Here is a 12,416-nt window from a genome sequence, read left to right on the forward strand (position 1 = left end):
GGCCGGCGCCCACCGGTCCCAGTGCCATGGACCCCCGGCCAGCCCGGGGACGATGCCGTGCGTGACCGACCGCGCCAGCAGGTCCGCCGTCATCGCCAGGTCGGTGCTCCACCGTCGCTGGTTCACCACGGCCACATACAGCGCGATCCAGCCCGCCGTCACCGTCAGGGCCGGGATCCACAGCCGCAGCCCGGCCCGCCACACCGTCCGCAGCGCCGCCCGATCACCCTGGACGTGGCGCAGCAGCGCGGCCACCGCGAACGCGACGAACGGGATCACCGCGGCCTTTTCGAAGAACAGCAGCCCGCCGAAGTAGACCAGCGTCCCGGTCAGCGCGTAACGCCGGTCGCCGGTGCGCACCAGCTGGACGGCGTCGCCGCACACCCAGGCCAGCGCGGCCAGCATCGGCAGCGAGTTCAGCGCCGCGGCCCACCAGGCGAAGCCCGGCACGGCCAGCGGCGTGAACAACGCGAACGTCAGCGGGAGCAACAGCACCGGCCGCCAGCCGAGGATGACGTGCAACGCCCGCAGCAGCGCCAGCGAGGCCAGCAGCTGCAGCACCAACAGGCTGATTGCCGGGCCGGTCCAATTCAGCGGGGCCAGCCGGATGATGGCCCCGCCGACCAGAAAAGCACCCGGCATGACGTGGCCGTCGTGGTCGTCGAACAGGTACGCGGGCGACAGCAAGTTGTGGGTGCCGGCCTTGCCGATCAGGATCAGGTCGTCCCAATAGAAGTAGCCCCCGAACGCCAGCGCCGCGCGTATTCCCAGCTGGACGGCGATCAGCGCGATGGCCACGGCCGCTATGTATGGTGGGCCGGTGCGCGCACTGGTCACCGGGGCAGCCGGATTCATCGGGTCGACGCTAGTCGACCGCCTGTTGGCCGACGGCCACGCGGTGGTGGGGCTGGACAACTTCGCCAGCGGCCGCGCGAGCAACCTCGAGCACCTCGCCGACAACCCGGCGTTCGTCTTCGTCGAGGCGGACATCGTCACCGCCGACCTGCAGGCCATCCTCGACGAGCACCGGCCCGAGGTGGTGTTCCACCTGGCGGCCCAGATCGACGTGCGGCACTCGGTGGCCGACCCGCAATTCGACGCCTCGGTCAACGTCATCGGCACCGTGCGCCTGGCCGAGGCGGCGCGGCTGGCGGGGGTGCGCAAGGTCGTTCACACCTCGTCCGGCGGCTCCATCTACGGCACCCCGCCCCAATATCCGACGCCCGAGACCGTGCCGACCGACCCGGCGTCGCCGTATGCCGCGGGGAAGGTGGCCGGGGAGATCTACCTGAACACCTTCCGCCACCTGTACGGCCTGGACTGCTCGCACATCGCGCCGGCCAACGTCTACGGCCCCCGCCAGGACCCGCACGGCGAGGCCGGTGTGGTGGCGATCTTCGCCCAGGCGCTGCTGTCGGGTAAGCCCACCCGGGTGTTCGGCGACGGCGGCAACACCCGCGACTACGTGTTCGTCGACGACGTGGTGGACGCCTTCGTCAAGGCCGCGGGGGAGGCGGGCGGTGGGCAGCGCTTCAACATCGGCACCGGCATCGAAACCTCGGACCGGCAGCTGCATTCGGCGGTGGCGGCGGCCGTCGGCGGGCCCGACGATCCGGAGTTCGCGCCGCCGCGGCTCGGCGACCTGAGGCGGTCCTGCCTCGACATCGGTTTGGCGGAGCGGGTTTTGGGGTGGCGGCCGCGGGTCGGGCTCGACGACGGCGTGCGCCGCACGGTCGAGTACTTCCGCGGCGCGCGGACGGTCTGACCCCGCGCCTTCTGCCGCGGCTTCGAGTGTGCGTCTAGGGCGGGGACTTCGCAGAAATTCCGCCGTGGGTACACCCGCAATGCCGTCAGCGCACACTCAGCCGCGGCGCGCGGGCAGGTTGGGCTACACGTTCGACGCAGAGTGCGGAGCGTCGGGCTCCTCGGCGCCCTCGAGCGCGACCGCCCGGGCCAGCCGCGCGTAGCGCAGCTCCAGGTCCTTGAACCGCATGTAGGTGCTCATGGTGGTGAAGCAGAACGCCATGATCAGCGCGTAGAGCATCAGGTCGGTGCCGCGGCGCACCCCGAACCAATGCGCGACGACGGTCGTGTCGTCGGGCCGGACCACGGCGTAGATCCCGGCCAGCACGAAGACGACGTAGCCGACCTTGACCCAGGCCCGCGAGCGCGCGTTCCGCCGCGACCGCAGCAGGTAGACCAGCAGCGCGACGATCGAGCCGATCAGCAGCACCTGGATCCAGTTCATCGTGAAGCCCTCCCTCGCAGGAACCCGTCGAAGATGATGTTGACGCCGTTGAGCAGCGGCTGCCCCTTCGACTTCGAGTAATCGGTGTAGAGCACCTCGACCGGTTGTTCGACGATGCGCCAATGGTTTTCGGCGACCAGCATGATGAACTCGTTGGCGTGGCTCATGCCGCTCATGGTGATGTCCAGCCCGTCGGCGACCTTCTTGTTGAACACCCGCAGCCCATTGTTGGTGTCGGTCAAGCCAAGTCGGCGACCGCGGCGGCTCAGCCGCGCGGCGGTCTGCAGCACCACCCGCTTCACGAACGGCGGTCGGGTCCCGCCGTGCGCGCCGAACCGCGTGCCGATCACGACGTCGACGTCCTCCGCGCACAGCCGGTCGATCATCGCGGCCAGATCCTTGACCCGGTGCTGCCCGTCCCCGTCGAACGTGGCGAACACCTGCGCCCCAGGCTGTTTGCGCGCGTACTCGACGCCGGTCTGGATGGCCGCCCCCTGCCCCAGATTGATCGGGTGGCGCACCAGGTGCGCACCGGCCCGGCGGGCGATCTCGCCGGTGTCGTCGGCGCTGCCGTCGTCCACGCAGACGACGTTGTCGAACACGGAGCGCACGTCGGCGACCACCTCGCCGATGACGGCGGCTTCGTTGAAGGCGGGGATGACGATCCAGGCGCCCGAGTATCTGGGTTCAGTAACCATCTAGCCCATAAGGTTAGCCAGGATCAGCCGGCTGAGCGCCCGGCGCGCGCCAGCGCCGCCAGATGAACGCCGATTCCGACCACGGGTCCGCACAGCAGGGCCACCACGGTGCGGGCCGGCAGGGGCAGCGGTAGCAACAGCAGCAATCCCGACGCCACCGTCGCTGAAACCCAGCCCAGCGAGTACGCCCGGTGCAGCGCGGCCGCGACGGCCCCGGCGCCGGTGAGCGTCAGCATGGCGATCGCCAGTGCCGCCCCGGTGAGCCAGGCCAGCAGCGCACCGCTGGCGTGGTACTGCGGCCCGAACGCGGCCCGCAGCAACCAGGGGCCCACCAGCCCGGCCGCCCCCACCCCGACCGCGCCGACGCCGGCGATGATCGCGGCCGGGGCGACCAGGGCGCGAATCCGGTCACCGCGCGCGTCGACGAAATGCGCGATCAGGTTGCCCTGCATGGCCGTGAGCGGCACCAGCAGCGGCGCCCGCGTCAACGTCACGGCCAGGATGATCACCCCGCCCTCGGCCCCCAGCTCGTTGCTGGTCAGCTTCAGCAGCACCGGAAAGCCCATCACCAGGACCGCGCTGGCGCCGGCGGCGGTGATCGAATGGGCGGCTCCCCGCAGGAAGGTCTGGACGCCGCCGGGCGTCAGCGCCTGGGCGGCGGCCCGGGCCGACGGGGAGACCGCCAGCACGATCACCCACGCGACCGCGCCCGCGACCGTGGCCCACAGGTAGCCGACCAGCCGCCAGCCGAGCAGGACGGTGGCCGCGGCGACCGCCACCCGGATGACGGCGTCGGTCGCCATCAACGCCCCATAGCCGGTCCACCGGTCGGTGCCGGCCAGCATGCCCAACAGGGTGGCGTGCACGCAGAACCCGGCCAGCCCGACGGACAGCAGCGCCACCGACAGCCACCGCTCCTCGACGAACACCCGCCCGCTCCACAGCGGCGAGCTGCCGCCGATGACGCCGGCCGCGGCCACACCGACCAGCATGGCGACCCGCAGCGGGTGGGTTCGCGGTTCGTCGCCGGCCGGCGCCGCCGAGTAGCGGGCCGACCGGACCTCCCGGGTGGTCTCCTGCAGCAGCCCGAAGGCGGCGCCGGTGACCAGGCCGAACGCCCCCCAGAACACCCCGAACACCGAAAAGCCGCCCGGGGCCAGGTCACGGGCGGCCAGATAGATCACCGCGTAGCCGCACAGGGCGGTCAGCGCCGTCGCGGTGGCGACCCGGGCCACGCTGCCGCGCGTGATCGGACCGGCGCCGGTCGACGCTGGGGTACCGCCGACTTCGGGCATCGCCACAATTTGAAAATAGTAGGTGCCGGTGGGCGCTGGTCGGCGGCGGCGAGCGGCGTTCGCTATCGTGGGCGGCTGTCGGAAAGGACCTTGGCCGCCTTGCGCATATTCGGGATCTCGCTGTTGGTCTCCGTGGCGGCCCTCGCGGTCGGATACGCCCACGGCGGCCTCAAAGACCTCTTCCTGCTGCTGGTGCTGGCCACCCTCGAGGTGTCGCTGTCGTTCGACAACGCCATCATCAACGCCGCGATCCTCAAGCAGATGAGCCCGTTCTGGCGGCAGATGTTCTTGACCGTCGGGATTCTGATCGCGGTCTTCGGCATGCGGCTGCTCTTCCCGCTGGTGATCGTGTGGGTGACCGCGGGACTCGATCCGGTCCGCGCGATGCAGTTGGCGCTGAACCCCCCGCCGCACGGCGCGCTGGAATTCCCCGACGGCTCGCCCAGCTATGAAAAGCTGATCACCGCCGCGCATCCGCAGATCGCGGCGTTCGGCGGCACATTCCTGCTGATGCTGTTCTTGGATTTCGTCTTCCACGACCGAGACATCAAGTGGCTCAAGTGGATCGAGATCCCGTTCGCCCGCATCGGGCGGCTGGGCCAGGTGCCGGTGGCGGTCACCGGCGTCGCGCTGATCCTCGTCGGCACGCGGCTGACCCACTCCGGCGGCGAGCGCGCGACCGTGCTCACCGCCGGATTGCTCGGCCTGGTGACGTACCTGGTGGTCAACGGTCTGAGCCGGGCGTTTCGGCCCCCGGACATCGACGCGGTGTCGGCCGGCACGGCGGCCGGCAAGGCCGGCCTGAGCCTGTTCCTCTATCTCGAGGTGCTCGATGCCGCCTTCTCGTTCGACGGGGTCACCGGCGCCTTCGCGATCACCTCGGACCCCGTCGTCATCGCCCTGGGTCTCGGGCTGATCGGGTCGATGTTCGTGCGGTCGATCACGATCTTCCTGGTGAAGCAGGATGCGCTGGACCGGTACGTGTACCTGGAACACGGCGCGCACTGGGCGATCGGTGTGCTGGCGGTGATCATGCTGCTGTCGATCGCCCCGCGGTTCGAGGTCCCCGATCCCATCACCGCCTCGGTGGGCGTGGTGTTCATCGGGGCGGCGCTGAGCTGGAGCGTGCTCCGCAACCGGCGCCAGGCCAAGGCCGCCGCCTCGCCGGCCGGCTAGGCCTCGATCTGGCCCGCGATGCGCCGTTCGATGCTGACCCGCGCGGGCGCCGGCAGCGCGATCAGGCCGTCCAATTCCTTGCTCGCCCGCGCGTAGGCATTCTGGCGTTCCTCGCGGGTGGCGGCGTCGTCCTGCGCCAGGTGCAGCAGGCTCTGGGCCCGCGCCATCCGTTGTTGCTCGTCCGCCGAGAAGTCGCTGCGGCGCCGGCGAATCGCCTCGGCCTCGGCGATCTCGAACGCGCTGACGTATTCGTGAACGGCGTCGCGGTATTCGGCCAAGGCGTCCCGGTCGCCGAGCAGGCTCTCTGGCGGTTCCGGCCGCAGCAGGTCCGCGTGCCGCTTGGCCTTGTGAAAGGCGACGGTCAGCGGGGCGCGCATGTCGGTCATCATCGGGAAGTCGAGCAGTCGCGCGATGTCGACTTCGTATTCGAGCCACCGCCCGTCGGTGCCGTTATGCGCCGCAACGAGTTTGGCGAGCTCTCGTCGGTCGCTCTCGTGGTTGGTCCGCGCCCGGCCGGAGGCCTCGGCCACCGCGATCTTGGCTTGCTGCTTGAGCCGATACCGCTCGAGCCGACGCTCGGCCCGGCGCTCGTTGGCGGCGGCAATGGCGCGAAGGCCGCCGCCGATCGCGCCGCCCAGCGGAAAAACCAGCCACCAGAAGTTGGCGGCGAAATGCCACACCGGGGTCACCTCGCCAGGATGCCACCGGAAATCGGGGTGCGGTTACGCCGTGAGCGTCACCGCACCTCAGCGGGCGTCAGTGCCCCTCTTTCTTGAACCGCTCGATCGAACGCTGCACCTCGGCCTCGGCCTCCGCGCGGCCGACCCAGTCGGCGGCCTTCACGAACTTGCCCGGCTCCAAGTCCTTGTAGTGCACGAAGAAGTGCTTGATCACGTCCAGCTCGAACTCCGGAACGTCGCCGATGTCCTGGACCTGGTCCCAGCGGTGGTCGCCGGCGGGCACGCACAGCACCTTGTCGTCGCCGCCCTTTTCATCGGTCATCCGGAACATGCCCACCGGACGCGCCTCGACGATGACTCCGGGAAAGACCGACTGCGGCAGCAGAACCATCGCGTCCAGCGGGTCGCCGTCTTCGCCGAGGGTGTCCTCGATGAAGCCGTAGTCGGTCGGGTAGCCCATCGAGGTGTACAGGTAGCGGTCCAGACGCACCCGTCCCGTCTCGTGGTCGATCTCGTACTTGTTCCGCTGGCCTTTCAGGATCTCGATGGTCACATCGAATTGCACTGTGCGCTCCTTAGATCTGGGCGTTTCGCGGTGGTCCCGTCGCGTCGGGGATCACCCTAGTCGAGCCCGGTGCGCCGGATTCGGCAGAATGGGTCGGAGACAGTCAGGAGAGCGATGGGTCCCACTCGCTGGCAAAAATCCACCCAGGTGTTCGTTGGGTTGGCGGTGCTGGCGTTCGTTGCCGCCGTGGTGGCGGCGGCGACGTTTTTCACCTCGGCGGGCCACGGCGGCAACAGCTCGCACGCGCCGATACCGCCTCCGCACGCGCCGCCGGTCAAGCCGGGCATGGTCCCGGTCAGCGACTCCGCGGAGACTCCCAACCCCGCCGGAGTGGCGGCCGTGCTGTCTGCCGTGGCGGCCGATCCGAACCTGGGCAGGTTGGGCGCCCGGGTCACGGACGCCATGACGGGGAAAGAGCTCTGGCAGGTGGCGGACGACATGCCGCTGGTGCCGGCGTCGACCAACAAGGTGCTGACGGCGGCCGCGGCCCTGCTGACCCTGGACCATCAGGCCCGGATCAGCACGCGAGTGGTGGCCGGCAGCCAGAACGCCCAGGGGCCCGTGGTGCTGGTCGGTGCGGGTGACCCGGTGCTGTCGGCCGCGCCGCCCGGTGTGGACACCTGGTACCGCGGGTCGGCCCGCATCAGCGACCTCGTCGAGCAGGTCCGCCGCAGCGGCGTGACCCCGACCGCCGTGCAGGTCGACACCTCGGCGTTCAGCGGGCCGACGATGGCCCAGGGCTGGGATGCGGCCGACGTCGACAACGGCGACATCGCGCCGATCGAGTCGGTGATGATCGACGCCGGGCGCATCCAGCCGACCACGGTCAACTCCCGACGGTCCCGCACCCCGGCGCTGGATGCCGGGCGGGAGCTGGCCAAGGCGCTCGGCCTGGATCCCGCCGCGGTGACGATCGCGACCGCGCCGTCGGGCGCGCGGCAGCTGGCCGTCGTGCAGTCGGCGCCGCTGGTCCAGCGGTTGTCGGAGATGATGGACCACTCCGACAACGTGATGGCCGAATGCATCGCCCGCGAGGTGGCGGCCGCCATCAACCGGCCGCGCAGCTTCGCCGGTGCGGCCGACGCGGTGACCAACCGGTTGAGCACCGCGCACGTCGACACCGGCGGCGCCACGCTGATGGATTCCAGCGGTCTTTCGGTGGACGACCGGTTGACCGCCAAGACGCTCGACGGTGTGCTGCAGGCCGCCGCCGGACCCGACCAGCCGACGCTGCGGGCGCTGCTGGACCTGCTGCCGATCGCGGCCGGCAGCGGGACGCTGGCCGACCGTTTCACCGACGCGGCATCCAACCAGGGGCCGGCCGGCTGGTTGCGGGCCAAGACCGGATCGCTGACCGCGGTCAACGCCCTGGCCGGGGTGCTCACCGACCGCAGCGGACGGGTCCTCACGTTCGCCTTCATCTCCAACGCCGCGGGGCCGAACGGCCGCAACGTGATGGACGCGCTGGCCACCAAGCTGTGGTCCTGCGGGTGCGCATGAGCCCGCCCTCGGAGCTGACGCTCGGTACCGCGGTCGACTGGGGATTTGCCGCAACCGTCGGCCAACGGCTGGCCCGCCCGGGTCCGGCTGCGAGCGACTACACGCGGCGCCAGGTGATCGACGAGCTCAGCCGCTCGGCCGCGGAGGCCGAACCGCCGGTGCGCGAGGTCACCGGCCTGGTCACCGAGGGCGCCGTGCCGCCGGCCCGCATCGTCGACCGGCCGGAGTGGATCGGCGCGGCGGCCGAGTCGATGCGCGTGATGATGAAGGGGGCCGAGAAGCCGCGGGGTTTCTTCACCGGCCGCGTCACCGGCGCGCAGACGGGGGCCGTGCTGGCGTTCGTGTCGTCGGGCATCCTCGGCCAGTACGACCCGTTCGCGAGGGGCCTGGACGCCTCCAACGAGGGAAGCCTGCTGCTGGTGTACCCGAACGTGATCGCCGTCGAGCGGCAGCTGCGGGTCCAGCCCTCCGACTTCCGGCTGTGGGTCTGCCTGCACGAGGTGACCCACCGGGTGCAGTTCACCGCCAACCGGTGGCTGTCCGACTACATGTCCGAGTCCCTGGCCCTGCTGACGCGGGACGCCGGCGAAGACATCGCGCAGGTGGCGAGCCGGCTCGCGGAGTACGTCCGCAACCGCGGCGACGGGTCGGCGGACGGCAACTCGTCGGGCATTGTCGGCTTGGTGCGCGCGGTGCAGTCCGAGCCGCAGCGTCAGGCCCTCGATCGGCTGCTGGTGCTCGGCACGCTGCTGGAGGGCCACGCCGACCACGTGATGGACGCCGTCGGGCCGATGGTGGTGCCGTCGGTGACCACCATCCGCCGTCGATTCGACGAGCGCCGCAACCGCAAACAGCCGCCGTTGCAGCGGCTGCTGCGCGCGTTGCTGGGCCTCGACGCCAAACTCAGCCAGTACACCCGGGGCAAGGCGTTCGTCGACCATGTGGTGGGGCGGGTCGGCATGGAGCGGTTCAACGCCATCTGGACCGGACCCGAGACGCTGCCCCTGCCCGACGAGATCGAAGAACCTCAGCGATGGATCGACAGGGTGCTGTAGGGCAGCTGCGCGCGGCTGTCGAGGCGTTCATCGAGACCCACGTCGCCACCGTCGAGCGATGGGGCGTGGCGCTGTCGGGCGGACCCGATTCCCTCGCGCTCACCGCGGTGGCGGCGCAGCTGCGGCCGACCACCGCGGTGATCGTCGATCACGGCCTGCAACCCGAGTCGGCCGCGATCGCCGAAACCGCCCGCGAGCAAGCCGTCACGTTGGGATGCGTTGCCGCACAAGTGGTTCGCGTGCACGTCGGCAACGAGGGCGGCCCCGAGGCCGCCGCCCGCGCCGCCCGCTATGCCGCCTTGAGCGCCTACCACGACGGGCCGGTGCTGCTCGGCCATACGCTCGACGACCAGGCCGAGACAGTCCTGCTGGGGCTGGGCCGGGGGTCGGGCGTGCGGTCGATCGCCGGCATGCGGCCGTACGACTCGCCATGGGGCCGGCCGTTGTTGGGCGTGCGCCGGGCCGTGACGCACGCCGCCTGCCGCGAGCTGGGCCTGACCCCTTGGCAGGATCCGCACAACACCGACCGCCGCTTCACCCGGTCCCGGCTGCGCCTGGAGGTGCTGCCGCTGCTGGAGGACGTGCTGGGCGGGGGCGTGGCCGAGGCGCTGGCCCGCACGGCGACCGCGCTGCGCGAGGACACCGAGCTGATCGACACCCTGGCCGCCCAGGCGCTGCCGGGGGCCAAGGAGGGTGCGGGCCTGCGGGCACAGGCCCTGGCGGCGCTGGCCGCCCCGGTTCGGCGCCGGGTGATCCGCGGCTGGCTCCTGGCCGGTGGCGCAACAGGCCTGACCGACAAGCAGATCCGCGGTGTCGACGCGCTCGTCACCGCCTGGCGCGGGCAGGGCGGGGTGGCGGTCGGGTCCGCGCTGCGGGCCGAGCGGTTGATCGCGGGGCGGCGCGACGGCGTTCTGACGCTGTGGCGCGAACCCGTCCGGTAGGCGCAATACCGGGGTCGCCGTTGGTTATTCGGCCGTTGGCGTGGCACTCTGTGGGCGTGGCCCAGATCTCCTCGGCGATCACCCCCGCCCAGCCCGTGGAGCTGTATCCGGGGGACATCAAGTCGGTGCTGCTCACCGCCGAGCAGATCCAGGCGCGCATCGCCGAACTCGGCGAGGAGATCGGCGGGCACTACGGCAGCGTGATGACCGAGACCGGCCAGGATCTGCTGCTGATCACCGTGCTCAAGGGCGCTGTGATCTTTGTCACCGACCTGGCGCGGGCGATCCCGGTGCCCACCCAGTTCGAGTTCATGGCGGTCAGCTCCTACGGGTCCTCGACGTCGTCGTCGGGGGTGGTGCGGATCCTCAAGGACTTGGACCGCGACATCCAGGGCCGCGACGTGCTGATCGTCGAGGACGTCGTCGACTCCGGCCTGACCCTGTCGTGGCTGCTGCGCAACCTCACCAGCCGCCATCCGCGTTCGCTGCGCGTGTGCACGCTGCTGCGCAAGCCCGACGCGAAGGGCGCGAACGTCGAAATCGCCTACGTGGGCTTCGACATCCCGAACGACTTCGTCGTCGGCTACGGCCTGGACTACGACGAGCGCTACCGCGACCTGTCGTACATCGGCACCCTGGACCCCCGGGTCTACCAGCAGTAGCCCTAGTCCAGCTCCCACACCGCGGTCACCGAAAAGCTCACGGTCTGCTGGCCGGGTTCCAGCGGGACCGCGCTCGGCATCGCCCTCGGGGGCGCCGGCGGCCCGCCTGTCGCCGGTTCCGACGCCTCCGAGATCGACAGCACCCGTCCCAGCCGGAGCCCGGACAGCTGGGCGTACTGTTCGGCCCGGCTCTTGGCGTCGTTGAAGGCCCGCGCGCGGGCGTCCTTGACCAGCTGCGAGTCGTCGGCGATCGAGTAGCTGACCGACTTGATCCGGGTGGCGTCGCCGCCGGTGCCGACGATGAGCGCCAGCATCCGGGACGCGGCGTCGGGCGGGTGGATCTTGACGGTGACGGCGTTGGTCGCGCGGTATCCGGTGATCGTGGCGGCGCCGTTGGGCTCGGGATTGCTGAACTGCGGCTGCAGCGTGACCTCGGTGGTGCTGATGTCTTTGTGGTCGACGCCGGCGCCGACCAGAGCATTGATGACCGCTTGCTGGCGATCGTTGGTCTGGTTCATCGCCGAGGTCACGTCGGGTGCGGTGAATTCGATCCCGACGTCCGCGGTCAGGGTGTCCGGGACGCCCTGGACCTGGCCGGACCCGAGGACGGTGACCTGACGGGGGTGCACCCCGGGCGCGGGCGCTGAGGGTGCGGAATCGCACGCCGACACGGTGGTGGCGGCCAAGCCGGCGACGGCCACGGCGATCAACTTGCGGGCGAACCTCGGGGCATTCTTTGCGACCGGCATGAGTGGCACCCTAGCCGCTCGGGGTGCGCCGATGCTACGGGCTGACCACTGCGGCTCGGTCGCAAAATCGAATTTCGTTGTGTGGCAATACTTTCAACCATAACTGGCGCGCCGGCAAACGTCTGATGCGCCGCATTAGCGGCCGCATATATGTGCATATATGTCCCAATCATATTGGTTTGTAATATCTTTCATGGGAAATCCAAATGTTCCAGCATTCTCGGCCAGCTAAGTGAACAGTCATCGAATCGGTGGTGAAGATGCGGCCGCGGGCCTGTCGTCCCGGGATGCGACTCCCTAACGTGTTCAGGCGTCTGAAAGCTGTTGATCTGAATCGATTTTCCAGGAGGGGACGTGTCTTATCTGATGGCTCAGCCGGACATGCTGCACTCGGCCGCCGGCGACCTGCACAGCATCAATACGGCTGTGCGGGAGGGCAATTCGGCGGCGGCCGTTCCGACCACCGGGGTGGCTCCCGCGGCCGCCGATGTGGTGTCGCTGTTGACCGCGGCGCAGTTCTCCTGGCACGCCAAGCTCTTCCAGGAGATCAGCGCCCAGGCCGCGACGGTTCGTGAGCAGTTGGCGACCACGCTGAGCATCAGCGCGGGTTCGTACGCCGCCACGGAGATCGCCAACACCGCCGCCGTCGGTTAGGCGGGGAGATGCTGGATTTCGCGCAGTTGCCGCCGGAGATCAACTCCGCGCTGATGTATTCGGGACCCGGCTCGGGGCCGCTGCTGGCCGCCGCTGCGGCCTGGAACGCACTCGCCGCCGAGTTGGATGCCGCGGCATCCTCCTACGGGTCGGTTCTCGCGGGACTTGACGACGGGCCGTGGCAGGGGGCGGC

At 70.2% G+C, this 12,416-nt stretch carries 14 protein-coding genes and 1 pseudogene; 8 read left to right on the forward strand and 7 right to left on the reverse strand.

From position 1 onward, the window contains the following. A pseudogene (locus A5702_RS14375) lies at window positions 1-855 on the reverse strand (hypothetical protein); the annotation flags it as partial. Here A5702_RS14375 and A5702_RS14380 point away from each other — a divergent pair. Then, a complete protein-coding gene (locus A5702_RS14380; RefSeq protein WP_197499769.1) occupies window positions 821-1,765 on the forward strand; it encodes an NAD-dependent epimerase/dehydratase family protein in 945 nt (314 codons plus the stop codon). The pseudogene A5702_RS14375 and the gene A5702_RS14380 overlap by 35 nt on opposite strands. A gap of 123 nt (window positions 1,766-1,888) precedes the next feature. On the opposite strand, the gene A5702_RS14385 is transcribed toward A5702_RS14380, so the two are convergent. The 3 genes from A5702_RS14385 to A5702_RS14395 are packed head-to-tail and all read right to left on the reverse strand — an operon-like array spanning window position 1,889 to window position 4,241. After that, window positions 1,889-2,248: a DUF2304 domain-containing protein gene (locus tag A5702_RS14385; RefSeq protein WP_067819035.1), complete on the reverse strand. Its 360-nt coding sequence runs from the start codon at window positions 2,246-2,248 to the stop codon at window positions 1,889-1,891. Then, the gene (locus A5702_RS14390) at window positions 2,245-2,946 is read right to left on the reverse strand and encodes a glycosyltransferase family 2 protein (RefSeq protein ID WP_055403797.1); all 702 of its coding nucleotides are present in this window, start codon (window positions 2,944-2,946) and stop codon (window positions 2,245-2,247) included. The genes A5702_RS14385 and A5702_RS14390 overlap by 4 nt, the downstream gene beginning before the upstream one ends. Window positions 2,947-2,969: 23 nt before the next feature. Beyond that, window positions 2,970-4,241: a hypothetical protein gene (locus A5702_RS14395; RefSeq protein WP_068221524.1), complete on the reverse strand. Its 1,272-nt coding sequence runs from the start codon at window positions 4,239-4,241 to the stop codon at window positions 2,970-2,972. A 90-nt stretch (window positions 4,242-4,331) separates the two neighbouring features. On the opposite strand from A5702_RS14395, the gene A5702_RS14400 reads away from it, so the two are divergent. After that, the gene (locus A5702_RS14400) at window positions 4,332-5,417 is read left to right on the forward strand and encodes a DUF475 domain-containing protein (protein WP_068221526.1); all 1,086 of its coding nucleotides are present in this window, start codon (window positions 4,332-4,334) and stop codon (window positions 5,415-5,417) included. Here the strand turns inward: A5702_RS14400 and A5702_RS14405 are convergent. Next, window positions 5,414-6,106 carry a hypothetical protein gene (locus A5702_RS14405; protein WP_068221528.1) on the reverse strand — a complete coding sequence of 231 codons (693 nt, stop codon included), beginning with the start codon at window positions 6,104-6,106 and terminating at the stop codon, window positions 5,414-5,416. The two genes, A5702_RS14400 and A5702_RS14405, sit on opposite strands and share 4 nt — an antisense overlap. Before the next feature lie 67 nt (window positions 6,107-6,173). Beyond that, a complete protein-coding gene (locus A5702_RS14410; RefSeq protein ID WP_055403801.1) occupies window positions 6,174-6,662 on the reverse strand; it encodes an inorganic diphosphatase in 489 nt (162 codons plus the stop codon). A 114-nt stretch (window positions 6,663-6,776) separates the two neighbouring features. On the opposite strand from A5702_RS14410, the gene dacB reads away from it, so the two are divergent. From dacB to hpt, 4 genes are read left to right on the forward strand one after another with little or no spacing between them, the layout of a single operon-like run. Continuing rightward, complete coding sequence (dacB, locus tag A5702_RS14415; RefSeq protein WP_068221530.1) at window positions 6,777-8,162, forward strand: D-alanyl-D-alanine carboxypeptidase/D-alanyl-D-alanine-endopeptidase; 1,386 nt, start codon at window positions 6,777-6,779, stop codon at window positions 8,160-8,162. Then, window positions 8,159-9,217 (forward strand): zinc-dependent metalloprotease, encoded by a 1,059-nt coding sequence (locus tag A5702_RS14420; protein WP_068221540.1) that lies wholly within the window; start codon window positions 8,159-8,161, stop codon window positions 9,215-9,217. The genes dacB and A5702_RS14420 overlap by 4 nt, the downstream gene beginning before the upstream one ends. Further along, window positions 9,196-10,158 (forward strand): tRNA lysidine(34) synthetase TilS, encoded by a 963-nt coding sequence (gene tilS / locus A5702_RS14425; RefSeq protein WP_068221532.1) that lies wholly within the window; start codon window positions 9,196-9,198, stop codon window positions 10,156-10,158. The genes A5702_RS14420 and tilS overlap by 22 nt, the downstream gene beginning before the upstream one ends. Window positions 10,159-10,208: 50 nt before the next feature. After that, window positions 10,209-10,820 carry a hypoxanthine phosphoribosyltransferase gene (gene hpt, locus A5702_RS14430; protein WP_068221534.1) on the forward strand — a complete coding sequence of 204 codons (612 nt, stop codon included), beginning with the start codon at window positions 10,209-10,211 and terminating at the stop codon, window positions 10,818-10,820. Window positions 10,821-10,822: 2 nt separating this feature from the next. Here hpt and A5702_RS14435 read toward each other — a convergent pair whose 3' ends face one another. Next, window positions 10,823-11,569 carry an SIMPL domain-containing protein gene (locus A5702_RS14435; protein WP_068221536.1) on the reverse strand — a complete coding sequence of 249 codons (747 nt, stop codon included), beginning with the start codon at window positions 11,567-11,569 and terminating at the stop codon, window positions 10,823-10,825. 366 nt (window positions 11,570-11,935) lie between these two features. On the opposite strand from A5702_RS14435, the gene A5702_RS14440 reads away from it, so the two are divergent. Then, entirely contained in the window at window positions 11,936-12,223 is a 288-nt protein-coding gene (locus tag A5702_RS14440; RefSeq protein ID WP_369817912.1) for a PE family protein, read from the forward strand. A gap of 8 nt (window positions 12,224-12,231) precedes the next feature. Continuing rightward, a partial coding sequence (locus tag A5702_RS14445) for a PPE domain-containing protein (protein ID WP_156669630.1) occupies window positions 12,232-12,416 on the forward strand: 185 nt, incomplete at its 3' end.

The sequence above is a fragment of the Mycobacterium sp. E3339 genome (genome assembly GCF_001666915.1).
Taxonomy (GTDB): domain Bacteria; phylum Actinomycetota; class Actinomycetes; order Mycobacteriales; family Mycobacteriaceae; genus Mycobacterium.

What these genes read in the sequence shown, in the direction of transcription:
- A5702_RS14385 (WP_067819035.1), bottom strand. Translation starts at nt 2,248, where the DNA reads ATGAACTGGATCCAGGTGCTGCTGATCGGCTCGATCGTCGCGCTGCTG.
- A5702_RS14390 (WP_055403797.1), bottom strand. Translation starts at nt 2,946, where the DNA reads ATGGTTACTGAACCCAGATACTCGGGCGCCTGGATCGTCATCCCCGCC.
- A5702_RS14395 (WP_068221524.1), bottom strand. Translation starts at nt 4,241, where the DNA reads ATGCCCGAAGTCGGCGGTACCCCAGCGTCGACCGGCGCCGGTCCGATC.
- dacB (WP_068221530.1), top strand. Translation starts at nt 6,777, where the DNA reads ATGGGTCCCACTCGCTGGCAAAAATCCACCCAGGTGTTCGTTGGGTTG.
- A5702_RS14420 (WP_068221540.1), top strand. Translation starts at nt 8,159, where the DNA reads ATGAGCCCGCCCTCGGAGCTGACGCTCGGTACCGCGGTCGACTGGGGA.
- tilS (WP_068221532.1), top strand. Translation starts at nt 9,196, where the DNA reads ATGGATCGACAGGGTGCTGTAGGGCAGCTGCGCGCGGCTGTCGAGGCG.
- A5702_RS14435 (WP_068221536.1), bottom strand. Translation starts at nt 11,569, where the DNA reads ATGCCGGTCGCAAAGAATGCCCCGAGGTTCGCCCGCAAGTTGATCGCC.
- A5702_RS14440 (WP_369817912.1), top strand. Translation starts at nt 11,936, where the DNA reads ATGGCTCAGCCGGACATGCTGCACTCGGCCGCCGGCGACCTGCACAGC.